This is a genomic window from Streptomyces sp. NPDC002130, assembly GCF_040296465.1.
In the GTDB taxonomy this organism is placed as follows: Bacteria; Actinomycetota; Actinomycetes; order Streptomycetales; family Streptomycetaceae; genus Streptomyces.
On the sequence record NZ_JBEOXI010000034.1, the window covers coordinates 20,362 to 46,104 of the forward strand.

The 25,743-nt window shown below is 70.0% G+C and carries 22 protein-coding genes and 3 pseudogenes; 14 read left to right on the forward strand and 11 right to left on the reverse strand.

Going from position 1 to position 25,743, the window contains the following annotated elements:
• Nucleotides 1–158: 158 nt before the first annotated feature.
• Complete coding sequence (lon, locus tag ABT116_RS09250) at nucleotides 159–2,573, reverse strand: endopeptidase La (protein WP_351630042.1); 2,415 nt, start codon at nucleotides 2,571–2,573, stop codon at nucleotides 159–161.
• A 176-nt stretch (nucleotides 2,574–2,749) separates the two neighbouring features.
• Here lon and ABT116_RS09255 point away from each other — a divergent pair, with 176 nt between their 5' ends.
• Nucleotides 2,750–3,409, forward strand: coding sequence for a GNAT family N-acetyltransferase (locus tag ABT116_RS09255; RefSeq protein WP_351630045.1), 660 nt, complete (start codon nucleotides 2,750–2,752; stop codon nucleotides 3,407–3,409).
• Between the two features lie 43 nt (nucleotides 3,410–3,452).
• Here ABT116_RS09255 and ABT116_RS09260 read toward each other — a convergent pair whose 3' ends face one another.
• Nucleotides 3,453–4,250: a rhomboid-like protein gene (locus tag ABT116_RS09260; protein WP_351630080.1), complete on the reverse strand. Its 798-nt coding sequence runs from the start codon at nucleotides 4,248–4,250 to the stop codon at nucleotides 3,453–3,455.
• A gap of 179 nt (nucleotides 4,251–4,429) precedes the next feature.
• Between ABT116_RS09260 and ABT116_RS09265 the strand changes: the two genes are divergently transcribed.
• The 5 genes from ABT116_RS09265 (at nucleotide 4,430) to ABT116_RS09285 (ending at nucleotide 11,460) form a co-directional block, all read left to right on the forward strand.
• Nucleotides 4,430–5,107, forward strand: a complete 678-nt coding sequence (locus tag ABT116_RS09265; RefSeq protein ID WP_351630047.1) for a spermine/spermidine synthase domain-containing protein — start codon at nucleotides 4,430–4,432, stop codon at nucleotides 5,105–5,107.
• A 135-nt stretch (nucleotides 5,108–5,242) separates the two neighbouring features.
• Nucleotides 5,243–5,983 (forward strand): response regulator transcription factor, encoded by a 741-nt coding sequence (locus ABT116_RS09270; protein WP_030851757.1) that lies wholly within the window; start codon nucleotides 5,243–5,245, stop codon nucleotides 5,981–5,983.
• A complete protein-coding gene (locus ABT116_RS09275) occupies nucleotides 5,980–7,089 on the forward strand; it encodes a HAMP domain-containing sensor histidine kinase (RefSeq protein ID WP_351630050.1) in 1,110 nt (369 codons plus the stop codon). Before ABT116_RS09270 ends, ABT116_RS09275 begins: the two co-directional genes overlap by 4 nt.
• 281 nt (nucleotides 7,090–7,370) lie before the next feature.
• Nucleotides 7,371–11,192, forward strand: coding sequence for a multifunctional oxoglutarate decarboxylase/oxoglutarate dehydrogenase thiamine pyrophosphate-binding subunit/dihydrolipoyllysine-residue succinyltransferase subunit (locus ABT116_RS09280; protein WP_351630052.1), 3,822 nt, complete (start codon nucleotides 7,371–7,373; stop codon nucleotides 11,190–11,192).
• Between the two features lie 88 nt (nucleotides 11,193–11,280).
• Complete coding sequence (locus ABT116_RS09285) at nucleotides 11,281–11,460, forward strand: DUF6104 family protein (RefSeq protein WP_003992906.1); 180 nt, start codon at nucleotides 11,281–11,283, stop codon at nucleotides 11,458–11,460.
• Nucleotides 11,461–11,598: 138 nt separating this feature from the next.
• Here ABT116_RS09285 and ABT116_RS09290 read toward each other — a convergent pair whose 3' ends face one another.
• Entirely contained in the window at nucleotides 11,599–12,435 is an 837-nt protein-coding gene (locus ABT116_RS09290) for a hypothetical protein (RefSeq protein WP_351630053.1), read from the reverse strand.
• Nucleotides 12,436–12,583: 148 nt separating this feature from the next.
• Here ABT116_RS09290 and ABT116_RS09295 point away from each other — a divergent pair, with 148 nt between their 5' ends.
• Both ABT116_RS09295 and ABT116_RS09300 read left to right on the forward strand, forming a co-directional pair.
• Entirely contained in the window at nucleotides 12,584–13,555 is a 972-nt protein-coding gene (locus tag ABT116_RS09295) for a DUF4097 family beta strand repeat-containing protein (protein WP_351630082.1), read from the forward strand.
• Between the two features lies 1 nt (nucleotide 13,556).
• Nucleotides 13,557–14,624, forward strand: a complete 1,068-nt coding sequence (locus ABT116_RS09300; RefSeq protein ID WP_351630054.1) for a PadR family transcriptional regulator — start codon at nucleotides 13,557–13,559, stop codon at nucleotides 14,622–14,624.
• A 19-nt stretch (nucleotides 14,625–14,643) separates the two neighbouring features.
• Here ABT116_RS09300 and ABT116_RS09305 read toward each other — a convergent pair whose 3' ends face one another.
• The 4 genes from ABT116_RS09305 to ABT116_RS09320 all read right to left on the reverse strand — a co-directional run bounded on the left by ABT116_RS09305 (nucleotide 14,644) and on the right by ABT116_RS09320 (nucleotide 18,125).
• On the reverse strand, nucleotides 14,644–15,216 hold the full coding sequence (locus tag ABT116_RS09305) for a Clp protease N-terminal domain-containing protein (RefSeq protein ID WP_351630058.1): 573 nt from the start codon (nucleotides 15,214–15,216) through the stop codon (nucleotides 14,644–14,646).
• Complete coding sequence (locus ABT116_RS09310) at nucleotides 15,216–15,425, reverse strand: HTH domain-containing protein (RefSeq protein ID WP_003992902.1); 210 nt, start codon at nucleotides 15,423–15,425, stop codon at nucleotides 15,216–15,218. The genes ABT116_RS09305 and ABT116_RS09310 overlap by 1 nt, the downstream gene beginning before the upstream one ends.
• A gap of 101 nt (nucleotides 15,426–15,526) precedes the next feature.
• A complete protein-coding gene (locus tag ABT116_RS09315) occupies nucleotides 15,527–16,492 on the reverse strand; it encodes a zinc-binding dehydrogenase (protein WP_351630060.1) in 966 nt (321 codons plus the stop codon).
• A gap of 400 nt (nucleotides 16,493–16,892) precedes the next feature.
• Nucleotides 16,893–18,125 carry an NAD(P)-dependent malic enzyme gene (locus ABT116_RS09320; RefSeq protein WP_351630063.1) on the reverse strand — a complete coding sequence of 411 codons (1,233 nt, stop codon included), beginning with the start codon at nucleotides 18,123–18,125 and terminating at the stop codon, nucleotides 16,893–16,895.
• 625 nt (nucleotides 18,126–18,750) lie between these two features.
• On the opposite strand from ABT116_RS09320, the gene ABT116_RS09325 reads away from it, so the two are divergent.
• From ABT116_RS09325 to ABT116_RS09335, 3 genes are read left to right on the forward strand one after another with little or no spacing between them, the layout of a single operon-like run.
• Nucleotides 18,751–19,701, forward strand: a complete 951-nt coding sequence (locus ABT116_RS09325) for an ABC transporter substrate-binding protein (RefSeq protein WP_351630066.1) — start codon at nucleotides 18,751–18,753, stop codon at nucleotides 19,699–19,701.
• 32 nt (nucleotides 19,702–19,733) lie between these two features.
• Nucleotides 19,734–20,672 carry an amino acid ABC transporter permease gene (locus ABT116_RS09330; RefSeq protein ID WP_351630069.1) on the forward strand — a complete coding sequence of 313 codons (939 nt, stop codon included), beginning with the start codon at nucleotides 19,734–19,736 and terminating at the stop codon, nucleotides 20,670–20,672.
• Entirely contained in the window at nucleotides 20,669–21,430 is a 762-nt protein-coding gene (locus ABT116_RS09335) for an amino acid ABC transporter ATP-binding protein (protein WP_033313541.1), read from the forward strand. The genes ABT116_RS09330 and ABT116_RS09335 overlap by 4 nt, the downstream gene beginning before the upstream one ends.
• Before the next feature lie 59 nt (nucleotides 21,431–21,489).
• Here ABT116_RS09335 and ABT116_RS09340 read toward each other — a convergent pair.
• A pseudogene (locus ABT116_RS09340) lies at nucleotides 21,490–22,048 on the reverse strand (class I SAM-dependent methyltransferase); the annotation flags it as partial.
• 95 nt (nucleotides 22,049–22,143) lie between these two features.
• Here ABT116_RS09340 and ABT116_RS09345 point away from each other — a divergent pair.
• Nucleotides 22,144–22,803, forward strand: coding sequence for a CGNR zinc finger domain-containing protein (locus ABT116_RS09345; RefSeq protein WP_351630072.1), 660 nt, complete (start codon nucleotides 22,144–22,146; stop codon nucleotides 22,801–22,803).
• 65 nt (nucleotides 22,804–22,868) lie between these two features.
• On the opposite strand, the pseudogene sodX reads toward ABT116_RS09345, so the two are convergent.
• A pseudogene (sodX, locus tag ABT116_RS09350) lies at nucleotides 22,869–23,354 on the reverse strand (nickel-type superoxide dismutase maturation protease); the annotation flags it as partial.
• On the opposite strand from sodX, the gene sodN reads away from it, so the two are divergent.
• Nucleotides 23,266–23,661 carry a superoxide dismutase, Ni gene (sodN, locus tag ABT116_RS09355; protein ID WP_031140564.1) on the forward strand — a complete coding sequence of 132 codons (396 nt, stop codon included), beginning with the start codon at nucleotides 23,266–23,268 and terminating at the stop codon, nucleotides 23,659–23,661. The pseudogene sodX and the gene sodN sit on opposite strands and share 89 nt — an antisense overlap.
• Nucleotides 23,662–23,771: 110 nt before the next feature.
• On the opposite strand, the gene ABT116_RS09360 is transcribed toward sodN, so the two are convergent.
• A complete protein-coding gene (locus tag ABT116_RS09360) occupies nucleotides 23,772–23,921 on the reverse strand; it encodes a hypothetical protein (RefSeq protein WP_351630075.1) in 150 nt (49 codons plus the stop codon).
• Between the two features lie 17 nt (nucleotides 23,922–23,938).
• Nucleotides 23,939–24,865: pseudogene (locus ABT116_RS09365) on the reverse strand (inorganic phosphate transporter); the annotation flags it as partial.
• Between the two features lie 313 nt (nucleotides 24,866–25,178).
• Between ABT116_RS09365 and ABT116_RS09370 the strand changes: the two are divergent.
• The coding region (locus ABT116_RS09370) for a bile acid:sodium symporter (RefSeq protein ID WP_351630078.1) at nucleotides 25,179–25,743 on the forward strand (565 nt) is incomplete at its 3' end.

The window sequence follows — 25,743 nt, forward strand, 5'->3', positions numbered from 1 at the left end:
AGAACGCCGGTACCTGAATTTTCCGCCACCTGCCGCCATCACCGCAGTTCGGCAAGTATTCCGCAGGTCAGGGCGTCCGTGTCCACAGGGCCACCACACGGTGAAGGCCCGGGCCTCCCGCAAGGGGACCCGGGCCTTCTCTCAACCGATGACCTCCGTCACGCGGCCACCGGAACCTCCGGCGTCACGCCCGCGGTGGCGGGCGAGAGCGCCAGCTCCAGGACCTGGCGTACGTCGGTGACGGCGTGGACGTCGAGCTTGTCCAGCACCTCCGCCGGGACGTCGTCCAGGTCGGGCTCGTTGCGCTTGGGGATGATCACCGTGGTGACACCGGCCCGGTGCGCCGCGAGCAGCTTCTGCTTCACACCGCCGATCGGCAGGACCCGCCCGGTCAGCGAGACCTCGCCGGTCATCGCCACGTCCGTGCGGACCAGCCGGCCGGACAGCAGGGACGCGAGGGCCGTCGTCATCGTGATGCCGGCGCTCGGGCCGTCCTTGGGGACCGCGCCCGCCGGGAAGTGGATGTGCACGCCCCGGTCCTTCAGATCGCCCACCGGCAGTTCCAGCTCGGCGCCGTGGGAGCGCAGGAAGCTCAGCGCGATCTGCGCGGACTCCTTCATCACGTCGCCCAGCTGACCGGTCAGGGTCAGTCCGGCCGCGCCCGTCTCCGGGTCGGCCAGGGACGCCTCGACGTACAGGACGTCACCGCCCGCTCCGGTCACCGCGAGCCCGGTCGCCACGCCGGGGACGGACGTCCGCCGCTCGGCCGGGTCCTGAGCGGACTCGGGCACGTGGTGCGGCCGGCCGATCAGGTCGCGCAGGTCCTCGTCCCGGACGGTGAACGGCAGCTTCCGCTGACCCAGTTCGTGCTGGGCGGCGACCTTGCGCAGCAGTCGTGCGACGGACCGCTCCAGGGTGCGAACGCCCGCCTCGCGGGTGTACTCCCCGGCGAGCTTGCGCAGCGCGCCCTCGTCGATGGTCACCTCGTCCGCGCCGAGCCCGGCCCGCTCCAGCTGGCGCGGGAGCAGGTGGTCGCGGGCGATGACGACCTTCTCGTCCTCGGTGTAGCCGTCCAGGCGGACGATCTCCATCCGGTCGGCCAGGGCCTCCGGGATCGCCTCCAGGACGTTGGCGGTCGCGAGGAAGACGACGTCGGACAGGTCCAGTTCGACCTCCAGGTAGTGGTCCCGGAAGGTGTGGTTCTGCGCCGGGTCGAGCACCTCGAGGAGGGCGGCGGCCGGGTCGCCCCGGAAGTCCGAGCCCACCTTGTCGATCTCGTCGAGGAGCACGACCGGGTTCATCGAGCCGGCCTCCTTGACGGCCCGGACGATCCGGCCCGGCAGGGCACCGACGTAGGTGCGCCGGTGGCCGCGGATCTCGGCCTCGTCGCGGACGCCGCCGAGTGCGACGCGGACGAACTTGCGGCCCATGGCGTGGGCGACGGACTCGCCCAGGCTGGTCTTGCCGACGCCGGGCGGCCCGACGAGCGCGAGCACGGCACCGCCGCGCCGCCCGCCGACCACGCCCAGTCCCCGGTCGGTACGCCGCTTGCGCACCGCCAGGTACTCGGTGATCCGCTCCTTCACGTCCTCCAGGCCGGCGTGCTCGGCGTCGAGGACGGCCTGGGCGCCCTGGATGTCGTAGGCGTCCTCGGTGCGCTCGTTCCACGGCATCTCCAGGACCGTGTCGAGCCAGGTGCGGATCCAGGAGCCCTCGGGCGACTGGTCGGAGGACCGCTCCAGCTTGTCGACCTCCTTGAGCGCGGCCTCGCGCACCTTCTCGGGCAGATCGGCGGCCTCCACGCGGGTGCGGTAGTCGTCGGACTCCTCGCCCTCCTGCTCGCCGCCCAGCTCGCGCAGCTCCTTGCGCACGGCGTCCAGCTGACGGCGCAGCAGGAACTCGCGCTGCTGCTTGTCGACACCCTCCTGGACGTCCTTGGCGATCGACTCGGCCACGTCCTGCTCGGCGAGGTGGTCGCGCAACTGCCGGGTGGCGAGCTTCAGCCGGGCCACCGGGTCGGCGGTCTCCAGCAGTTCGACCTTCTGGTCGGTGGTCAGGAACGGCGAGTATCCGGAGTTGTCGGCGAGCGCCGAGACGTCGTCGATGGCCTGGACCCGGTCGACGACCTGCCAGGCACCGCGCTTGCGCAGCCAGGCGGTGGCGAGGGCCTTGTACTCCTTGACCAGTTCGGCGAGATGGCCGGGCAGCGGCTCCGGCACGGTCTCGTCGACGCGGGCCCCCTCGACCCAGAGGGCGGCACCGGGACCGGTGGTCCCCGCGCCGATGCGCACCCGGCTCCGGCCGCGGATCAGGGCGCCCGGGTCACCGTCGGCCAGCCGGCCGACCTGCTCGACGGTGCCGAGGACACCGGTGTTCGCGTAGGTCCCGTCGATGCGTGGCACCAGGAGTACCCGGGGCTTTCCGGGTGTTGTGCGGGCAGCGGCCTGAGCGGCCTCCACCGCGGCACGGACCTCGGAATCGCTCAGGTCCAGCGGGACCACCATGCCGGGCAGCACGACCTCGCCGTCGAGCGGCAGCACGGGCAGGGTGAGCGGTGTGGACGTCGAAGCCATGATCTCCCCTTCGGCAGTCAAGTTGAGTTATGCCGACTCAATGCTTGGGCGCGCCCGGATGTTCCCCATGGGCTGTTCGCTGTCAGCGATCACCGATGACACCGGGACCCGGAGGGCGCGTAAGCTCAGGTGAGGTAATAGACGATCAGGTATCTCACTCATTACAGGGGGATGGCGTGGACGGCACCGTGCAGGCATGGGTGGACGGGTGGGTCGTGTCGCGCGGGGCCGCCCCGCCCACGACCGAGCCGTGGGGCTGGACGATCGACATGGGCCTGTACGGGCACGTCACACGGCACGTGTTCGGCGCGACGGGCGAGGACCTCGACGAGACGACCGTCCGCAAGGTGGCCGACGGGGTGACCGGCCAGGGTGTGTGGCTGAAGGCCTTCCGGGATCCCTCGGTGGTCTCCGGCTGGCTGGACGGCAACTGGTGGATCGACCCCGAGCCCGGCTGCCTGATGACGGTCCCCCTGAAGGCAGACGGCGCTCCGGCCGTCCCCGAGGGCTTCCGGCTGCGCGAATGGTCGCGCGGTGGAGTGACCCATCTGATGGTGGCCGCGCCGGACGGATCCCTGGCGGCCCGCGGACAGGTCACCCCGACGGGCGAGACCGCCGTCGTCGACCGGATCGAGACGGCCCCCGAGCACCGCCGCAAGGGTCTGGGCAGCCTCGTCGTGCGGACGTTGCAGAACGCCGCCGTCCGGCAGGGGGCGCGGACCGGAGTCCTGGCCGGCACCCCCGCGGGCCGAGGGCTCTACGAGGCGTTGGGCTGGGAGATGGTGGCCCCGCTGACCAGCGCCAGGCACGACCCGCCGGCCTCCGCCCGGACCTGAAGGGCCGCGCGGTCAGGCCCCCAGGACCTGAAGGGCGGCCCGGTCAGGCCCCGGCCACTCCGAGGCGGGTCGCGTACCACCGCCGGACCATCGGCCAGGTCGCGATCCCGATGCCCAGGGCGATGAGGTGTCCCCAGTTCGTCATGGGATCGGCGAAGGCGAGCAGGTCCTGGAGCAGCATCCAGCCGAACCCGGCCAGCAGCGGCAGACGCTGCCACAGCGGCAAGAGACCGGCCAGGGCGCCGATACCGGCGGCGACGCCGAAGCTGACGCCGTAGTCGAGGCGGTGCAGGGAACTGTCGGGGAGGTGCCCGGCCAGGACCGCGAGGCCCACCGGGACCTCGGTCGCGAAGGTGGCGAGGACATGCCCGAGCAGGAAGACGCCGGCTGTGCGCACGCCCCCGATCCGCCGTTCCAGCGCGGTCAGCACCAGCACGAAGGCGATGGCGAAGGGCGAGGTCACCCCGCCCGCGACCCACAGCGCGCTGCCGACCAGCACCAGCTCCGGCGTGCGCACCAGGTGCGTCACATCCGTGCTGGAGCCCTGGAGGAGGGCGTGCACGAGAGCCGGATCCGCGTGCGCGGAGATCAGCGAGGTGAGGCAGAGGAGGAGCGCGTATCCGAAGGTGAACGGCGTGCCGGTGGGGGTGGGCAGCAGCCGCCAGGGGCGCAGTCGCCGCCGGGGCCCCGCCGTGGGACCGGGCTGCCGTACTCCCGCGACCCCCCGCTCGCCCGGTCCCCGCTGCCGCGGCACCCCGTCCAGCAGCCCCGGCACGTGGGCCTCGGGCGCTCCCGTCGGCGTCGGTGCGGCCGTCTCGGGGGGCGGCGCGGCGCGTTCCACCACGGGCACTCCTTCCGTCACGTCCCAGCCTTCGCTCCGGACACTCCGCTGTCTGTGACCCTCGCCACGCGAGAGCCGATTCACAGCAACCCGAAAGCCCCGCCCCGCGTCCCCCGCATCCCCCGGAGGCCCGGCGAAATGCGAGGCGCCTCCCCCTCCACCCCTGTCAGGATGCCCGTATGCCTGCCTCGTACGACATTCCCGATGTCCTGGACCGTCGCGAGGGCCCCCACGGTGAGGTGGTGCTGCGGCGGCACGGCGACCGGCTGGAGATCATCGCCAACGGCTGTTTCCTGATGGACACCTCCGACGGCCGCTCGGAGCGGCGGCTGGTCGACGCGGCACTGGACGCCCTGGCCGGCCGGGACCACCCCGACGTCCTGATCGGCGGACTCGGCGTCGGCTTCTCCCTCGCGCACGCAGCGGCGGAGCCGCGCTGGGGACGGATCACGGTGGTGGAACGCGAGCACGCGATCGTCGAATGGCACCGCGACGGCCCGCTCTCCGCGCTGTCCGCCCGGGCCCTGGCGGACCCCCGCACGCAGATCGTCGAGGCCGATCTCGTCGCACACGTCAATGAGACATCCGACACGTACGACGCCCTGTGCCTCGACATCGACAACGGACCCGGCTGGACGGTCACCGAGGGCAACGGAAATCTCTACCGGGATGCCGGACTGGCAAGCTGTGCAAGGGTGTTGAGACCCGGCGGGGTTCTGGCCGTATGGTCCGCCCAGCCCTCGCCGGAATTCGAAGAAACCTTGCGGAATGCCGGGTTCCAACAGGTGCGTACCGAAGAGATCCCGGTTGCCCGGGGCGTTCCGGACGTCGTACACCTCGCCATCAGCCCTGGATAGCAAAGGCGTACTGACTCCCCGTACGCTGCTCCCCTGACGCCGATCATTCAAGCGTCAATCGCAACCATGCGCAGGCATAGCCAGTCAGAAGGAATCACCCCACTGATTCCGGAAAGCACACCCCAGGGGCGGGCGATGGAGCAGACACAGACCTCCCACAACGGTTCGGCGACGGCTACTCCGGGCGCACAGCGCCGGGTCCTGGTGGTCGAGGACGACGCGACGATCGTGGACGCCATCGCGACCCGCCTGCGAGCCGAGGGATTCCTCGTGCAAACGGCGGGCGACGGCCCGGCCGCGGTCGACACGGCCGAGGCGTGGCAGCCCGACCTGCTGATTCTCGACATCATGCTGCCCGGCTTCGACGGCTTGGAGGTCTGCCGACGCGTGCAGGCCGCCCGCCCGGTGCCGGTGATGATGCTCACCGCGCGCGACGACGAGACCGACATGCTGGTCGGCCTGGGCGTCGGCGCCGACGACTACATGACCAAGCCGTTCTCCATGCGGGAGCTGGCGGCGCGCGTGCACGTCCTGCTGCGCCGCGTGGAGCGGGCCGCCATCGCGGCGGCCACCCCCCGCTCCGGCATCCTGCGCCTCGGCGAGCTGGAGATCGACCACGCACAGCGCCGGGTCCGGGTGCGCAGCGAGGACGTCCACCTCACGCCCACCGAGTTCGATCTGCTGGTGTGCCTGGCCAACACCCCGCGCGCGGTGCTCTCCCGTGAGCAGCTGCTTGCCGAGGTCTGGGACTGGGCGGACGCCTCCGGCACCCGCACGGTCGACAGCCACATCAAGGCCCTGCGCCGGAAGATCGGCGCCGAGCGGATCCGCACGGTGCACGGCGTGGGTTACGCCCTGGAGACCCCGACGCCATGAGCGGCGGGCCGGCCGCACGGAGAAACCCCGGGGACAACCCCTGGGGCGGGGTGAGCCCGTTCTCGATCAAGACCAAGCTGGGCGCGCTGGTCGTCATCTCGGTGCTGATCACCACGGGCCTGTCGGTGATCGCGGTGCACACCAAGACGGAGCTGCGCTTCATCACGGTCTTCTCGATGATCGCCACGCTTCTCATTACGCAGTTCGTGGCCCATTCACTCACCGCACCGCTGGACGAGATGACCGCGGTGGCCCGCTCCATCTCCCAGGGCGACTACACCCGCCGCACGCGGGAGAACCGCCGTGACGAGCTGGGCGACCTGGCCGTGACGATCAATGCCATGGCCGACGAGCTGGAGGCCCAGGACAGCCAGCGCAAGGAACTCGTGGCGAATGTCTCGCACGAGCTGCGCACGCCCATCGCCGGTCTGCGCGCGGTGCTGGAGAACATCGTCGACGGCGTCACGCAGGCCGACCCGGAGACCATGCGCACGGCCCTGAAGCAGACGGAGCGCCTCGGGCGGCTGGTGGAGACGCTGCTGGACCTGTCCCGCCTGGACAACGGCGTCGTACCGCTGAAACAGCGGCGGTTCGAGGTGTGGCCGTACCTGTCGGGCGTGCTGAAGGAGGCCAACATGGTCGCCTCCGTGCGCGCGGGCATCGCCACCGGCTCGGGCAGTCACACCCGTACGGACGTCCATCTCCACCTCGACGTCCATCCACCGGAGTTGACCGCGCACGCCGACCCGGAGCGCATCCACCAGGTCGTCGCCAATCTCATCGACAACGCGGTCAAGCACAGCCCGCCGCACGGCCGGGTGACGGTCAAGGCGCGGCGCGGCGCACTGCCGGAGTCGCTGGAGCTGGAGGTCCTGGACGAGGGCCCCGGCATTCCCAAGTCCGAGTGGCACCGCGTCTTCGAGCGGTTCAACCGCGGCAGCGCCAAGCGCCCGCAGGGTCCGGGCAGCGACGGCGGTACGGGTCTGGGCCTGGCCATCGCCCGCTGGGCCGTGGACCTGCACGGGGGCCGGATCGGAGTGGCCGAATCCGAGCGGGGTTGCCGGATTCTTGTCACTCTTCCGGGACTGTCATCTGTGCCAAGTTGACGTAAAGTTCGAAGCGGAGCCACAAGATCCACGGATGTCCGCGCTGACGGACACGTGTGATCAGGCACGGGCCCGCGCCATCGGCGCCCTGGGCCCCGCCCCGCTCTTGCCTCATTAAGCGGAACCACGCTTGTTTCCCGCCATTTCAAGCCCCGAAACACGGTTCCAGATGTGATGTGCACGACGTTGAACGGGCCCGGCCTGACCTTCCCCCTCCAGGGGGCGTAGCCTTGATTCCCGCTGTCCATCATCTTGTGAAGCGGAAGAGGGCGGTTGCCGCCGTGTCGCCACAGTCCCCCAGTAACTCGAGCATCTCGACCGACACCGACCAAGCGGGGAAGAACCCTGCCGCGTCGTTCGGTGCCAACGAGTGGCTCGTCGACGAGATCTATCAGCAGTACCTCCAGGACCCGAATTCGGTAGACCGAGCCTGGTGGGACTTCTTCGCCGACTACAAGCCGGGGGCGGCTGCCGCCTCGGCTCCGGCGGGTACCGCGGCCGCGGGGGCCGCGGGGACCACCACCGCTCCCGCACAGGCCCCTGCCCCGGCCGCCGAGAAGCCCGCCGCCGCGTCGGCGCCCGCTCCGGCTCCGGCTCCGGCTCCGGCTCCGGCCCAGGCGAAGCCCGCCGCGCAGGCCCAGGCCCCCGCTCCGGCGCAGGCCGCCCCCGCCGCGAAGCCCGCCGCCAAGCCGGCCGCGGCCCCGAAGAAGGCCGCGCCTGCCGCCGAGGCCCCCTCGGGCCCCGAGCAGGTCGTGCTGCGCGGCCCCGCCGCCGCGGTCGCCAAGAACATGAACGCCTCGCTGGAGGTGCCCACGGCCACGTCCGTGCGCGCGGTCCCGGTGAAGCTGCTGTTCGACAACCGCATCGTCATCAACAACCACCTGAAGCGCGCCCGGGGCGGGAAGATCTCCTTCACGCACCTGATCGGCTACGCGATGGTGCAGGCCATCAAGGCCATGCCGTCGATGAACTACTCCTTCGCGGAGAAGGACGGCAAGCCGACCCTGGTCAAGCCGGAGCACGTCAACTTCGGCCTCGCCATCGACCTGGTCAAGCCCAACGGCGACCGCCAGCTCGTGGTCGCGGGCATCAAGAAGGCCGAGACGCTGAACTTCTTCGAGTTCTGGCAGGCCTACGAGGACATCGTCCGCCGCGCCCGCGACGGCAAGCTGGGCATGGACGACTTCACCGGCGTGACGGTCTCCCTGACCAACCCCGGCGGCCTCGGCACCGTCCACTCCGTGCCGCGCCTGATGCCCGGCCAGTCCGTGATCATGGGCGTCGGCTCCATGGACTACCCCGCGGAGTTCCAGGGCACCTCCCAGGACACCCTGAACAAGCTCGGCATCTCGAAGGTCATGACGCTCACGTCGACCTACGACCACCGGGTCATCCAGGGCGCCGCCTCCGGCGAGTTCCTGCGGATCGTCGCGAACCTGCTGCTCGGTGAGAACGGCTTCTACGACGACATCTTCGAGGCGCTGCGCATCCCCTACGAGCCGGTCCGCTGGCTCAAGGACATCGACGCCAGCCACGACGACGACGTCACCAAGGCCGCCCGCGTCTTCGAGCTGATCCACTCCTACCGGGTCCGCGGCCACGTCATGGCCGACACCGACCCGCTGGAGTACCAGCAGCGCAAGCACCCCGACCTGGACGTCAACGAGCACGGCCTCACGCTCTGGGACCTGGAGCGCGAGTTCGCCGTCGGCGGCTTCGCCGGCAAGTCGATGATGAAGCTGCGCGACATCCTCGGCGTCCTGCGCGACTCGTACTGCCGCACCACCGGCATCGAGTTCATGCACATCCAGGACCCGAAGCAGCGCAAGTGGATCCAGGACCGCGTGGAGCGTCCGCACTCCAAGCCGGAGCGCGAGGAGCAGCTGCGCATCCTGCGCCGGCTGAACGCGGCCGAGGCGTTCGAGACGTTCCTGCAGACGAAGTACGTCGGCCAGAAGCGCTTCTCCCTGGAGGGCGGCGAGTCCGTCATCCCGCTGCTGGACGCCGTGCTGGACTCGGCCGCCGAGTCCCGTCTGGACGAGGTCGTCATCGGCATGGCCCACCGCGGCCGGCTGAACGTCCTCGCCAACATCGTCGGCAAGTCGTACGCGCAGATCTTCCGCGAGTTCGAGGGCAACCTCGACCCGAAGTCGATGCACGGCTCCGGTGACGTGAAGTACCACCTGGGCGCCGAGGGCACCTTCACCGGTCTCGACGGCGAGCAGATCGCGGTCTCCCTGGTCGCGAACCCCTCGCACCTGGAGGCGGTGGACCCGGTCCTGGAGGGCGTCTCGCGCGCCAAGCAGGACATCATCAACAAGGGCGGCACGGACTTCACCGTCCTGCCGGTGGCGATCCACGGCGACGCGGCCTTCGCGGGCCAGGGCGTGGTGGCCGAGACCCTGAACATGTCGCAGCTGCGCGGCTACCGCACCGGCGGCACGGTCCACATCGTCATCAACAACCAGGTCGGCTTCACCGCGGCCCCCGAGTCCTCGCGTTCCTCCATGTACGCGACGGACGTGGCCCGCATGATCGAGGCCCCGATCTTCCACGTGAACGGCGACGACCCGGAGGCCGTGGTCCGCGTCGCGCGGCTCGCCTTCGAGTTCCGCCAGGCGTTCAACAAGGACGTGGTGATCGACCTCATCTGCTACCGCCGCCGCGGTCACAACGAGTCGGACAACCCGGCCTTCACCCAGCCGCTGATGTACGACCTGATCGACAAGAAGCGCTCGGTGCGCAAGCTCTACACCGAGTCCCTCATCGGTCGCGGCGACATCACCCTGGAAGAGGCCGAGCAGGCGCTGCAGGACTACCAGGGCCAGCTGGAGAAGGTCTTCACGGAGGTCCGTGAGGCCACGTCCCAGCCGGGGACGGTCGAGTCCACGGACCCGCAGGCCGAGTTCCCGGTCGCCGTGAACACCGCGGTGACCACGGAGGTCGTCAAGCGGATCGCCGAGTCCCAGGTCAACATCCCCGACAACATCACCGTGCACCCGCGTCTGCTGCCGCAGCTGCAGCGCCGGGCGTCGATGGTCGAGGACGGCACGATCGACTGGGGCATGGGCGAGACCCTCGCAATCGGTTCCCTCCTGCTGGAGGGCGTCCCGGTCCGCCTGGCGGGCCAGGACTCGCAGCGCGGTACGTTCGGCCAGCGCCACGCGGTCATCATCGACCGCAGCACGGGCGACGAGTACACGCCGCTGCAGTACCTCTCCGAGGACCAGGCGCGGCTGAACGTCTACAACTCCCTCCTCTCCGAGTACGCGGCGATGGGCTTCGAGTACGGCTACTCGCTGGCCCGCCCCGAGGCGCTCGTGATGTGGGAGGCGCAGTTCGGCGACTTCGTCAACGGCGCCCAGACGGTCGTGGACGAGTTCATCTCGTCGGCCGAGCAGAAGTGGGCCCAGACGTCCGGCGTCGTCCTGCTCCTGCCGCACGGCTACGAGGGCCAGGGCCCGGACCACTCCTCGGCCCGCCCGGAGCGCTTCCTGCAGATGTGCGCGCAGAACAACATGACGGTCGCCATGCCGACGTCGCCGTCGAACTACTTCCACCTCCTGCGGTGGCAGGTGCACAACCCGCACCACAAGCCGCTGGTGGTCTTCACGCCGAAGTCGATGCTGCGCCTGAAGGCCGCGGCGGCGAAGGCGGAGGAGTTCACGACGGGCCAGTTCCAGCCGGTCATCGGCGACGCGTCGGTGGACCCGGCCGCGGTCAGGAAGGTCGTCTTCTGCGCCGGCAAGGTCTACTACGACCTGGAGGCCGAGCGTCAGAAGCGCGGCGTCACGGACACGGCGATCATCCGCATCGAGCGCCTGTACCCGCTGCCGGGTGCCGAGCTCCAGGCGGAGATCAAGAAGTACCCGAACGCCGAGAAGTACCTGTGGGCCCAGGAGGAGCCGGCGAACCAGGGTGCCTGGCCGTTCATCGCGCTCAACCTGATCGACCACCTGGACCTGGCGGTCGGCGCGGACGTCCCGCACGGCGAGCGGCTGCGGCGCATCTCGCGCCCGCACGGCTCGTCCCCGGCGGTGGGTTCCGCGAAGCGTCACCAGGCCGAGCAGGAGCAGCTGGTGCGTGAGGTGTTCGAGGCGTAATCGCCCTCGCGCAGTTCGTGCGTGGCCGGGCCGCATCCCCTGCTCGGGGGGTGCGGCCCGGCCGTTTTCGCGCACCTATCCTTGAGGCATGTACTTCACGGACCGTGGCATCGAGGAACTGGAGAAGCGGCGCGGCGAGGAGGAAGTCACCTTCGAGTGGCTCGCCGAGCAGCTGCGGACGTTCGTCGATCTCAATCCCGACTTCGAGGTGCCGGTGGAACGGCTGGCCACATGGCTGGCGCGGCTGGACGACGAGGACGACGAGTAGGACCGGTTCCGGCCGCTGCGGGGACAACGCGTAGAGACGGGTTCCGGCCGCTGCGAGGACGACGCGTAGGGCGTGAAGGCGTAGCTCAGGCCCAGCGCGCCATGCACGAGAAGCGGGGCGCCGGCCACTCCCGGGACCTCAGTCGCGTGGGTGCGTGAAGGCGTAGGCCAGACCCAGCGCGCCGTGTGCGATAAGCAGGGCGCCGGCCGTGACCCAGCCCCAGCCGCCGCTGCGCCTGCGCAGGCCCCAGGACAGCAGCGGCGCGCCCGCCGCCACCTGCACCAGAGCCAGTGCGCGCGCCCTGGGGCCGCCGGTCCAGGGCATCCAGGGGCCGAGGCGGCTGTGGTCGACGGTGTCGCGTTCCGCGACCGCGTCACGCCAACCCGGCCATTCGACGGGCAGACTGTCCGGCATGCGGGCGGCGGCCTCCAGCAGGTGCCCGGCGGGTTCGCCGGGGGCGAGTTCGGCGGGCAGTACGACGCCCCCGCGCGCGAGGACCGCGAGCAGCCCGCGCAGACGGGTGCCGGCGTCGGCCTCGGGAGCCGGTTCGGCCAGCTCGTCGAGGGCCTGGACGTCCAGGACGGGGTCGAGACCCATCCGTGCGGCGAAGGTGTGCAGGGCCTCGACCTCCCCCACCGCCACGCCGCTCGCGAGCCACACGAAGCCGACCGGGCGGCGGAAGCCGGACGCGAGCGTGAATCCCGCGTGGTCGGTGTCCCACCACAGGGCGAGGACGGGCCAGGGCGCGCCGACGGCGAGGGCCGTGGCCCAGCCGGTGACCACGCGGTCGACGGGCTCGGTGCCGTCCCGCCAGGGCCCGCCGCCGGGGACGAGGACGCTCCATGCGTCGCCCGCGCGCACGAGCCGCATCGGTTCGCGCAGCAGATGGGCGACAGGAGCGACGGACGCCGGTGCCGCCCGGCATAGCAGGAGCGCCCCAGGCGCGGGTCCGGTGTGGGCAGCTTCCGTCGACATGGTCACACGCTAGGCCGGATCATCACATTTTGAGCAGTTCTGACCGTCCAGCCCTCCCCGAAACGGGTGTCTTGACTTTCCACGACCGCGATATATCGTGAATGGGAGAGGACGCGATATGGCGCGTCGAGTCGGGGAGGTCTCCACCATGTCCGAGTGGTCCGTCACAGAACCGAGGAAGCTCACCTTCGACGAGCCCGTGAGCGACCTGCGGGTGCGTCTCGTCAACGGAACGGTGAACGTGGTGGGCACGGACGAAGGTTCCGCTCGCCTGGAGATCTCCGAGATCGAGGGTCCGCCCTTGGTGGTCACCCAGCAGGACGGCGTCCTCACGGTGGCCTACGAGGACCTGCCCTGGAAGGGCTTCCTGAAGTGGCTGGACCGCAAGGGCTGGCGCCGCAGCGCGGTGGTCTCCCTGGCCGTCCCGGTCGGCACCCGCGTGGAGGTCGGCGTGGTGGGCGCGGCCGCCGTGATCTCCGGAATCCACGGCCCGACGGTCGTGAAGGGCGTCACCGGCGACACGACACTGGTGGGCCTGTCCGGCCCGGTGCGCGCCGACACGGTCTCCGGCGGTCTGGAGGCCCAGGACGTGACCGGCGACCTGCGGTTCAACTCGGTCTCCGGCGACCTCACCGTGATCGAGGGCTCCGGCCCCTCCGTGCGGGCGGACTCGGTCAGTGGCTCGATGATCGTCGACCTCGACCCGAACGGCCCGACGGACGTCCGGCTGACCAGCGTCTCGGGCGAGATCGCCATCCGGCTGCCGTACCCGGCGGACGCGGAGGTCGAGGCGAACACGGCGAGCGGCTCCCTCTCCAACGCCTTCGAGGGCCTGCGGGTGCACGGCCAGTGGGGAGCCCACAAGATCACGGGCCGGCTCGGCGCGGGCACCGGCAAACTGCGCGCCACCACCGTCTCCGGCTCGATCGCCCTGCTCCGCCGCCCGGCCGGAGAGGACGATCACGACGAACCATGGGATGCCCGGCCCGGCGGCAGCGGCGCGGCGGCAGCCCCGGCGAGCGGCCCCCGGGACGGCTCGGGAGACAATTCCGTCTCCGGCCCGGGCGATGACCCCACCACCCTCCCGGCCGACGGCACAACCGACAAGAAGGTGCTTTGACATGCCCCCCGTCTTCGCCCACGGCCGCCTCCGCCTCTACCTGCTGAAGCTGCTGGACGAGGCGCCCCGCCACGGCTACGAGGTGATCCGCCTCCTCGAGGAGCGCTTCCAGGGGCTGTACGCGCCGTCGGCGGGCACGGTCTACCCGCGCCTGGCCAAGCTGGAGGCCGAGGGCCTGGTCACCCACACCACCGAGGGCGGCCGCAAGGTCTACTCGATCACGGACGCGGGCCGCGCAGAACTGGCCGACCGCAGCGGCGAGCTGGCCGACCTGGAGCTGGAGATCCGGGAGTCGGTCGCGGAACTGGCCGCGGAGATCCAGGCCGACGTGCGTGGAGCCGCCGGAGACCTGCGCCGCGAGATGCGCGCGGCGGCGACGGAGGCCCGCCGGGGCAACGGCACCACGACCGACGGCACGACGGGCACCCCCTACGGCGACTTCTCGCAGTACGGCGACAAGGAGGCCTGGCGCATCGCCAAGGAGGAGATGCGCCGCGCCCGGCAGGAGTGGAAGGAGCAGGCCCGGCGCGCCAAGGACGAAAGCCGCCGCGCCCGCGAGGACGCCCAGCGCGCCCGCCGCCAGGCGAAGGAGGCCCAGGAGCAGGCCCGGGTCCAGGCCCAGGAGCAGGTGCAGCGCATCACCCGCCGCGTCCAGGAACAGGTGCAGGACCACTTCGCCCGCGGCGACTGGCCGACGGGTCTGCGTGAGGGTCTGAGCGAACTGGTCAAGGAAGTGGGCGAGTTCGGCAAGGACTACGGCAAGGACTTCGGCAAGGACCTGGGCTTCGACTGGCCCGGCACCGGCAAGCCCGCCGCGGAGCCGACTCACGCCCAGCCCCCGGAGGACTTCCCGGCCGCCTATGAACCGGCCTGGGCCCACGAGGACACCGCGGACTCCACCGGCGACCCGGCCCGCGACCTGGACCGCCTGCTCGACCGCTTCCGGGACGACATCCGTGACGCGGCCCGCGACCACGGCGTCACCCCCGACCAACTGCGGGACGCCCGCCGCCATCTTTCGACGGCGGCGGCCCACATAGGAGCCCTCCTGCGCACGCAGCAGAAGTAGGCGCCCGGGGCGCAGCCCGTCAGCCGGCCTTGGCCTCGCCGCCACTCCCGTACAGCACCCGCACCAGGGACGCGTACGTGACCCCGTGGTCGGCGAGGACCTCGGCCGGCACTCCGGGACGGATGGTCAGGGCCAGCAGGATGTGCTCGTCTCCGATGTGCCGGTCCCGCTGGGCGAGAGCGGCCCGCAAGGAGCGCTCCAGCACGTCCTTGGCCCCCCGCCCGAAGGAGGTGCGCCCCGACCACCATCGCTTGTCCGTCCGGTCACCGGCCAAGGCGCCGACCCCGTGCGCCTCCTCCACCCGGGCGACGACCTCCGCCACGTCGATCCCCAGCCCCGCGAGCGCATCGGTCTCGGCCTGCGTCAGCCCGGCCCGCCGCCGCGCCTCACGCAGCGCCTCGCGCACGGACTCCCGCCCCTCACCGAGCCCGAGAGCGGCGAGCGCGAAGGACCCCCGACTCCCCTCCCTGTCCAGCAGAGCCAGCAGCAGATGCTCAGGCTCCACACACCGCCCGCCCCCGCCGCCCCCCTCCACATACGCGTAAGCGCCCTTCACCACATCACGGGCGTCTTCGGTGAACCGCTCGAACATCAATGCCTCCCGTACTTCTTGTGCACGGCCTGCCTGCTCACACCGAGTTCGGTGGCGATCTCCTGCCACGACCAGCCCTGGTTGCGCGCATTGCGCACCTGCACGGCTTCCAGCTGCTCCAGCAGCCGACGCAGCGCGGCGACGGCCCGCAGGCCGACCCGTGGATCGCGGTCACCCGCACGCTCGGCCAGATCCGTTGCTTCGGTCATGCAGTCAACCTACGTTGACAACCCATCCACGTCAACCACAGTTGACACAAGAAGACGGCCGGCCCTCCCGGGACCGACCGTCAACGCACCTCGGAGGGAACTCAGGGATTCGTCAGCACGACCTTCCCGAACTGCTCACCCGAGGCCAGCCGCTCGAAGCCCTCACGCGCCCGGTCCATCGGCATGACCTCGTCGATGACGGGCCGCACCCCGGTGGCGGCACAGAACGACAGCAGGTCCTCCAGCTCGTCCTTGGTCCCCATCGTGGACCCGACGACCTTGAGTTCGAGGAAGAAGATCCGTGTCAGCTCGGCGTGCGAGGGCCGGTCGCCGCTGGTGGCGCCGGAGATGACCAGCGTGCCGCCGGGCTTCAGCGACTTCACCGAGTGGGACCACGTGGCAGCCCCGACGGTCTCGATCACCGCGTCGACGCGCTGAGGCAACCGCGCCCCGGACTCAAGGGCCTCCACGGCCCCCAGCTCCAGGGCCCGCTTCCGCTTGGCCTCGTCCCGGCTGGTGGCGAAGACCCGGAGCCCCGCGGCCTTCCCCAGCACGATCGCCGCCGTGGCGACACCACCACCGGCGCCCTGCACCAGCACGGAGTCCCCGGGCCGTACCCCCGCATTGGTGAACAGCATCCGGTAGGCGGTCAGCCACGCCGTGGGCAGGCAGGCGGCTTCCGCGAAGGAGAGCTCCTTGGGCTTCGGCAGGAGGTTCCAGGTCGGCACGGAGACCTGCTCGGCGAAGGTGCCCTGATAACGCTCGGTGAGGATGGAACGGGGTTCCTTGGGTCCGACCCCGTGCCCGCTCTGTCCGATCACGGAGTGCAGGACGACCTCGTTGCCGTCCTCGTCGACCCCGGCGGCGTCACAGCCGAGGATCATCGGCAGCTTGTCCTCTGCGAGGCCCACGCCACGCAGGGACCAGAGGTCATGGTGGTTGAGGGAGGCGGCCTTGACCGTGACGGTACTCCAGCCGGGACGGGCCTCGGGAGCCGGACGCTCCCCCAACTCCAGGCCGGACAGCGGCTGGTCGCGGTCGATTCGGGCGGCGTAGACAGCGAACATGACCTTGACGATAGGTTCCCCCACCTGCCGAGTGGAACCACCGACGTCTGTGAGACACACCCTCTTGCCAAGGTCCGGGGGTCGGTGCCGCCGTACGAGCGGCCCGCACCCGCGCACGGCGAGAAGGGGCCGTGTCGGGGGGTGTCCGCCCGCAGCGGTTGGCGCGTCAACGAACAGTCAGGCGGCGTGCAACCCCATCGCGCCGTTCCGAGGACGGACACCCCCCGGCGCGGCCCGACCCACCCCCGGCGGCACGCGAAGACGCGCACCCCCACCGAGCAGCCACAGGCGACACGACCCGCACCACCCGAACAGTCACCCGAACAGCCCCACCCGAACGCAAAGAAATGGCCCCGCCCGATCTCGGGCGGGGCCACATCACACAAACGCCGGCGTCACGTCAGCGCCGGGCCACACCCTCGGCCCGAGCCGCCGCCGCCACCGCGGCCGTGACCGCCGGAGCGACCCGCTCGTCGAACGGCGACGGAATGACGTAGTCGGCGGCGAGATCGTCCCCGACCACGGCCGCCAGTGCCTCGGCGGCGGCCAGCTTCATCCCCTCGGTGATCCGGGAGGCCCGCACCTGCAGCGCACCCGCGAAGATCCCCGGGAACGCCAGCACGTTGTTGATCTGGTTCGGGAAGTCCGACCGCCCGGTCGCGACGACCGCCGCGTACTTGTGCGCGACCTCGGGATGCACCTCGGGGTTCGGGTTCGCCATGGCGAAGACGAACGCGCCCTCGGCCATCGTCGCCACCGCGGACTCCGGAACCGTGCCACCGGACACACCGATGAACACATCGGCCCCGTCCAGCGCCGCCTCCAGCGACCCGGTGATCCCGGCCTTGTTCGTGAACCCGGCCAGCTCCTGCTTGACCGCCGTGAGGTCGTCCCGGTCCGCCGACACGACACCCTTGCGGTCGGCCACCGCGACATCCCCGATGCCGGCCTCGACCAGCATCTTGGCGATGGCGACACCGGCCGCACCGGCGCCGGAGATGACCGCCCGCAGCTCACCGAGCGCCCGCCCGCTCAGCCGCGCGGCGTTCCGCAGGGCCGCCAGCGTCACCACGGCCGTACCGTGCTGGTCGTCGTGGAAGACCGGGATGTCGAGCCGCTCCTGCAGCTTCCGCTCGACCTCGAAGCACCGGGGTGCCGAGATGTCCTCCAGGTTGACCCCGCCGAACGACGGCGCGAGCCGCACCACGGTCTCGACGATCTCGTCGACGTCCGTGCAGTTCAGGGCGATCGGCACCGCGTCCACGCCGCCGAACTGCTTGAACAGAATCGCCTTGCCCTCCATGACCGGGAGGGAGGCCTCGGGCCCGATGTCACCGAGCCCCAGCACGGCCGTACCGTCCGTCACGACGGCCACGACCGACGACTTCCACGTGTAGTCGTGCACGAGCTCCGGCTGCTCCGCGATCGCGCTGCACACCTTCGCGACGCCGGGCGTGTACGCCAGGGACAGGTCGTCCTTGTCACGGACCGGCACGGTGGCCTGCACGGCCATCTTGCCGCCGCGGTGCAGGGCGAACGCCGGATCGAAGGAGTCGAGGGGCTCCGCACTGCCCTCGTGTTCCGTATCGCCGGTCTTGCTCTCGCTGCGAGGATTGACGATCTCCGCTGCCACTTCGTTTTACCCCTTAAATCTTCATTGTTTTGAGGGTGGCCACTCCTGGTGAGGGGTGGGCGGGCACCGCGTAGACCCATGTCGTGCTTGTACGTGTATTCGTACGGGCGCGTACGCGACGGGCGCGCCGCACACGCGCCCTGAGCCCCGGATGAGGGGTGTAAAGACCCTTCTTACCGGACGGACGGCATCGGGGACGAGTCCATAACGCGAAGGTCACATGACAAGGCCCTGACTCTTCGTCCAAAACCGGGACAAGACCTGGACAAACCAGCCACACCCACTCAACCATCTGTGAAGCCCGCGGTCCCCGTATCGAAATCTCGGGATTTACCGAAGATCTTCCGGCCGGAACGGGTGATTCCTGCAGAAGGTCCGGCCGTGATGTACCGGAGTGGTGCGGTTCGGGGGTCGCCCGTTATCCGATTTTGACATGGCTGGCCCCCAGAATCGCGCAGTCCGAATGGCAAGATGCCGTAATCACACGAGGTCGCGACACTCGAAGAGGTGTGCTCTCGTCGACCCACGGCACTGCCGAACCCTTCGGCATGCCTCGGCCGTACCGAACCCATCGGCAGCGGCCCGCCCCATCGGCAACTCCACCCATCCGCCGGAGGAACCCACCATGACCGCAAGCTCCACCCGTCGTACGACCGCCGCGCACTCCCGGCTAGCAGCGGTCGGTGCGATCGCGGTCGCAGGCGCGCTGATGCTCACCGGATGCGGTGACCAGACCAAGGACAACGGCTCCAGCGACACGGCGGCCTCGGCCCCGCTCGCCGACAAGTTGCCCCAGGCCATCCGCGACAAGGGTGTCATCAAGGTCGGTTCCGACATCGCCTACGCCCCGGTCGAGTTCAAGGACAACTCGGGCAAGACGGTCGGCATCGACCCGGACCTCGCCGCTGCCATGGGCAAGCAGCTCGGGGTCGACTTCCAGTTCGAGAACGGCACCTTCGACACGCTGATCACGGGTCTGCGCTCCAAGCGGTACGACATCGCCATGTCCGCGATGACCGACACCAAGGACCGCCAGGAGGGCATCGACTCCGACACCGGCAAGAAGGTCGGTGAAGGCGTCGACTTCGTGGACTACTTCACGGCCGGTGTGTCGATCTACACCAAGAAGGGCGACGACCAGGGCATCAAGACCTGGTCCGACCTGTGCGGCAAGAAGATCGTGCTGCAGCGCGGCACGGTCTCCGAGGACCTCGCCAAGGCGGAGTCGAAGAAGTGCCCGGCCGGCAAGAAGATCGCCATCGAGCCCTTCGACAACGACCAGCAGGCCCAGACCCGCCTGCGCGCGGGCGGCGCCGACGCCGGCTCGTCCGACTTCCCGGTCGCCGCGTACGCGGTGAAGACCTCCGGCGGCGGCAAGGACTTCCAGCTGGTCGGCGAGCAGGTCGAGGCCGCCCCGTACGGCATCGCGGTCGCCAAGAACCAGACGCAGCTGCGGGACGCCCTCAAGGCCGCCCTCGACGCCGTCATCAAGAACGGCGAGTACGAGAAGATCATGAAGAAGTGGGGCGTCACGGACGGCTCCGTGCAGGAAGCCACCATCAACGGCGGCAAGTGACCGCGCCCTAGCGGCACTGAAAGGCAACACCCGTGACTGTTGACATCGACAAGACGCCGGCTGACACGCCCCCTGCCGGGCCGGAGGCCATCAAGGCCATCCCGGTCCGGCACTACGGGCGGTACGTCTCCGCCGTCGTCGCGCTCGCCCTGCTGGGCGGCATCGTCTACGCGTTCTCCCAAGGCAAGATCAACTGGGACGCGATCCCGGACTACTTCTTCGACGACCGCATCCTGGACGGCGTCGGCAAGACCCTCCTGCTGACCGTCCTGTCCATGGCGATCGGCATCATCGGCGGCGTCCTGCTCGCCGTGATGCGCCTGTCGAAGAACCCGGTGACCTCGTCGATCGCGTGGTTCTACATCTGGTTCTTCCGCGGCACCCCGGTCCTGGTCCAGCTGATCGTCTGGTTCAACCTGGGCCTGGTCTTCGAGTACATCAACCTCGGGCCGTTCTACAAGGACGAGTGGTCGGACTTCATGACCCCGTTCCTGACGGCGCTGCTGGGCCTCGGCCTGAACGAGGCCGCGTACATGGCGGAGATCTGCCGTGCCGGTCTGCTCTCGGTCGACGAGGGCCAGACCGAGGCGTCGCACGCGCTGGGCATGAGCCACACCAAGACGCTGCGCCGGATCGTCATCCCGCAGGCGATGCGCGTCATCGTGCCGCCGACGGGCAACGAGGTCATCAACATGCTGAAGACGACCTCGCTGGTCTCGGTCGTCCAGTACCCCGAGCTGCTGCGAGCGGCTCAGGACATCGGCCAGACCTCCGGCGCCCCCGCCGAGATGCTGTTCCTGGCGGCAGCCTGGTACCTGCTGCTGACCTCGGTCTTCAGCATCGGCCAGTACTACCTGGAGCGGTACTACGCGCGTGGTTCGAGCCGGTCGCTGCCGGCCACCCCGTTCCAGAAGATCAAGGCGAACGTGCTGTCCCTGTCCAACCGCTCGTCGACGGGAGGCACCGCATGACCGCCATGGTCAAGGCCGAGGGCGTCCACAAGTCCTTCGGCCCCGTAGAAGTCCTCAAGGGGATCGACCTGGAGGTGAAGTCCGGCGAGGTGTTCTGCCTCATCGGCCCCTCCGGCTCCGGCAAGTCGACCTTCCTGAGGTGCATCAACCACCTGGAGAAGATCAACGCCGGCCGTCTGTACGTCGACGGCGAGCTGGTCGGCTACCGGCAGAAGGGCGACAAGCTCTACGAGCTGAAGGACAGCGAGGTCGCGGTCAAGCGCCGGGACATCGGCATGGTCTTCCAGCGCTTCAACCTGTTCCCGCACATGACGGCCGTCGAGAACGTCATGGAGGCGCCGGTCCAGGTCAAGGGCGTGAGCAGGAGTCAGGCCCGCACGCGCGCCCAGGAGCTCCTGGACCGGGTGGGCCTCGCCGACAAGGCGGGCAACTACCCCTCCCAGCTCTCCGGCGGTCAGCAGCAGCGCGTCGCCATCGCCCGGGCCCTCGCCATGGACCCGAAGCTGATGCTGTTCGACGAGCCGACCTCGGCGCTCGACCCGGAGCTGGTCGGTGACGTCCTGGACGTCATGCGCGACCTGGCCGAGTCCGGCATGACGATGATCGTCGTCACCCATGAGATGGGCTTCGCCCGCGAGGTGGGCGACAGCCTGGTCTTCATGGACGGCGGTGTGGTGGTCGAATCCGGTCACCCGCGCGAGGTGCTGACCAACCCGCAGCACGAGCGGACGAAGTCGTTCCTGTCCAAGGTGCTCTGACGGTACGCACGGCGAGGGGGCGGTACGGAGTTTCCGTGCCGCCCCCTTCGTCTGTGCTGCTTGAGGGCCAGCAGCAGGGTGCCCGAGGGCGAGCACCACACCGGCCTGGCCTCGCCGAACCCCTTGTCGCGCAGCACGCGCGCGTGCCACTGGGCCGACGGCATGTCGCCGTCCGCGTGCTCGCCGTAGATCTCGTGGCGCCGGGCGGTGGGCTCCGCGAGGACCGGGTCCTCGGCCGCGAGCTGCCACCACTCGGCCCAGTCGAGGATGCCGTCCCGTTTGGCCTGATCCATACGGGCGTGCCGCTGCGCGTGCTCCGCCGCGTTGATCCGGGGCGTCGTCTCGTCGATCATGTGGTCCGCGTTCATGAAGACACCGCCGGCGCGGACGAGTCCCGCGATCCGGCCGTAGAGGTCCGCGAGGGGTTCCCGGTGCAGCCAGTGCAGGGCCGTCGCGGTCAGGACGGCGTCGTACGAGTCGTACGGCAGCTTCGACGGCCAGTCGGGGTCCTTGGAACCGCTCCTCGCGGTCGGGCAGGTACCACTCCTGCTGCCGGTCCCAGCTCTCCTGCCAGGCATGCCAGCCGGCGGTGGCCGTGGTGGTGTCGGCGTCCGTCATCGAGCCCCTGCCCCTCCCTCGTAATACCCTGGAAGCGCCATCAGCTCTTACACGTGCACGCTCTCGACCTCAAAGCCCCTTCGTAAGGACTATAAGTGGAACTGGCCTATTACTCGGACTACGCCGTGCGCCTCGTCAACACCGAGGAACCGGCCCGGGGCAAGGACGCCCTGACGTCGGTGGAGGCCGTCCGCGATCTGTTCGGGCCCAGCCAGTCGGCGGCCCGCCGCGCCACCGACGCGGACGTGACCCGCTTCCGCTCGGTCCGGGCCCGGCTGCGTGCCGTCTTCGAGGCGGCCGACATCGGCGACGAGAGGCTCGCCGTCGACCTGCTGAACTCCTTGCTGCTGGAGTTCCCGGTGAGCCCGCAGATCTCCGGGCACGACTTCCGCGACGACGACGGCCGCCCCCTGTGGCACATGCACCTGGCGGACCACCCGTCGAACGCGACGGCGGGCTACGCGGCGATCGCGGCGATGGGCCTGGCGTTCCACCTGACCGAGCACGGCGCGGACCGCCTCGGCCTGTGCGAGGCCGCGCCCTGCCGCAACGCCTACCTCGACACCTCCACCAACCGCTCCCGGCGCTACTGTTCCGACCGGTGCGCGACCCGCGCCAACGTGGCGGCCTACCGCGCCCGCAAGCGCCTGGAGGCCACCCGGCCCGACCTGCCCGAGAGCACGGGCCTGGCCGCCGACAGCGCCCAGCCCAGCAGCGCCCAGGGCGACCGCCGACCGGACCTGCGCGGCCGGTAGCGGAACCGGACCCGCCCCAGCACCAGGTCGTCGGGCACGACGCCGTAGTCGGTGCTGTCGCCGCCGGCGTACGTGTTGTCCCCGAGCACCCACCAGCCGCCGTCACGGCGCTGGGCGATCCGCTTGACGACCAGCAGGTCCTGCTGGAAGGGGTGCCGCAGCACGACGACGTCGCCGGGCCCGACCCGGGCTCCGTAGTGCACCAGGAGCCGGTCCCCGTGGTACAGCGTGGGCACCATGGACGGCCCGGTGACCTCGGCCACCCCGAAGGGCGGGGCCGGCCTCCCCCGCCCGGACTCCTGCGACAGCTCCGGCATCACCCGGCACCTCCCCGGTTCTTCCTCCACCAGTCTCAGTCTCACCCCGGACTTTTGTCCTAAGCCCATGGGGGCACCCGCCAAAAGCCGTCCCTCACGGAGTAATGTCCCCTGTGAGAAGACGATCACGAGGAAGGAATGCTCCATGCTTTCCCGCCTGTTTGCCCCCAAGGTCAAGGTCAGTGCCCACTGCGACCTTCCCTGCGGTGTGTACGACCCCGCCCAGGCCCGCATCGAGGCGGAGTCGGTGAAGGCCGTGCAGGAGAAGATGGCCGCCAACGACGACCCGCACTTCCAGGCGCGCGCCACCGTCATCAAGGAGCAGCGCGCCGAGCTCGCGAAGCACCACGTCTCGGTGCTCTGGAGCGACTACTTCAAGCCCCCGCACTTCGAGAAGTACCCGGAGCTGCACCAGCTGGTCAACGACACCCTGAAGGCCCTCTCGGCCGCCAAGGGCTCGACCGACCCGGCCACCGGCCAGAAGGCGCTGGACTACATCGCCCAGATCGACAAGATCTTCTGGGAGACCAAGAAGGCTTGATCCTCCTCCGTATCGCTTGACCCGCGATGTCGCCGGTCGGGTGAGAAGGGAAGAGGGGACGGTGGGCCCCGTACCCGTGCCGGGTACGGGGCCTTCGCTCTTCGCCCTTCCTACTTCCCCGGCCCTCCGGTTCCCTTTCTGGCGTTGCGGTTTCGCCGGGCACCGATCAGCACCACGATGACGGTGATGACGACGAGCATCACGACGCCGGTGGGCCAGAAGCCGCTGCCGCCTCCGGCCGCCAGATCGATGTCCTCCACGTTCGCTTCCCTGTCGCTCAGGCAGCCGTGCCGACCTCGGCCGACGGCTCGGTGCGGATGGCGGGCTCTCGGGCGTCGTTGACATTGTGCGCGTGCACCGGGTCGCGGCGCGAGACGGCGACGATGCCCACGGCGAGGGCCGCGCCGACCAGGGCGACGGCAGCCGTGCCGATGTCACCGCCGACCCGCACGATGGCGGCGGCCAGTCCACCGACCAGCGCGGCGGCGGGCAGGGTGACCGTCCAGGCGACCGCCATCCGGCCCGCGACGCCCCAGCGGACCTCCGCGAGCCTGCGGCCGAGACCCGCCCCCAGGATGCTGCCCGAGGCCACCTGGGTGGTGGACAGCGCGAAGCCGAGGTGCGTGGAGGTCAGGATGACGGTCGCGGAAGCGGTCTCGGCGGCGAAGCCCTGCGGCGACCGGATCTCGGTGAGGCCCTTGCCCAACGTGCGGATGATCCGCCAGCCGCCGAGGTAGGTACCGAGGCCGATGGCCAGGCCCGCGGACGCGACGACCCACAGGGGCGGACCGGCATGGTGGCCGAGGGCACCGGCCGAGATCAGCGTGAGGGTGATGACGCCCATGGTCTTCTGCGCGTCGTTCGTGCCGTGGGCGAGGGAGACCAGCGAGGCGGAGGCGATCTGGCCGATGCGGAAGCCCCGGGTGACGGAGTCGCCGCCGGCCCGGTCGGTGAGCCGGTAGGCGAGGTGGGTGGCGAGCAGCGCGGCGACACCGGCCACGACGGGCGAGGCCACCGCCGGCACCAGCACCTTCTCGACGACCTTGCCGAAGTCGACGCCGTGGCTGCCCGCCCCGACCCACACGGCCCCGATCAGCCCGCCGAACAGGGCGTGCGAGGAGCTCGAGGGCAGACCGATCAGCCAGGTCAGCAGATTCCACAGGATCGCGCCGACCAGCCCCGCGAAGATCATGCCCGGGGAGACGTGCCAGGCGTCGTGTTCGTCGTCGCTCATGATGGCGTTAACCCTGTCTCCGGCGGCCGCTGGTCGAAACTTGCTGGCGGAGGGGTGAGATCTCGCGTCCATCCGCGATCGCTGAGCACGTTGTCTATGCGGGTGATGTTGGCGAGTTGTGAGCCTCGCAGTGTGACACGAAGTCGGTACGAAGGTTGACGCCAGAAAGTGATCGAGTGGCACATCGGGCCGCCCGTCGACGCACGCCGTTATCCTTAGCCAGGTGAAGTTTCTCAGTAGGTTCTACATCGACGGGTTCATCCTCGGCATCATCATCGCCGGCGTGCTCGGAAGTGTGTTCCCGGTATCGGGTACCGCGGAGAGCATTCTGAACTGGGCCACCAAGATCGCCATCGGCTTCTTGTTCCTGCTCTACGGCGCACGACTCTCGCCGCAGGAAGCCTGGAAGGGCGTCAAGCACTGGCGACTGCACACCGTCGTCCTTGCCGCGACATTTGTGCTCTTCCCGTTGATCGGCCTAGCTCTGCGATTCCTGTCGCCGACCCTGATCAGCGACGACCTCTACACCGGCCTCCTCTACATGTGCCTCGTTCCGTCGACGGTTCAGTCGTCGATCGCGTTCACTTCGATCGCCAAGGGAAACGTCGCCGGCGCGATCGTCAGTGCGTCGTTCTCCAACCTGATCGGCGTCTTCGTCACGCCGCTGCTGGTGGTTCTGCTGATGAACACCACCGGCCAGGCGACCGTCGACTTCTCGTCGATCCTCGACATCGTCGTGCAGCTGCTGATCCCGTTCATCGTCGGTCAGCTGATCCGCCCGCTGGTGATCGGATGGCTGCAGAAGTACGCCGAACCCACCAAGTACGTTGATCGTGGATCGATCATCC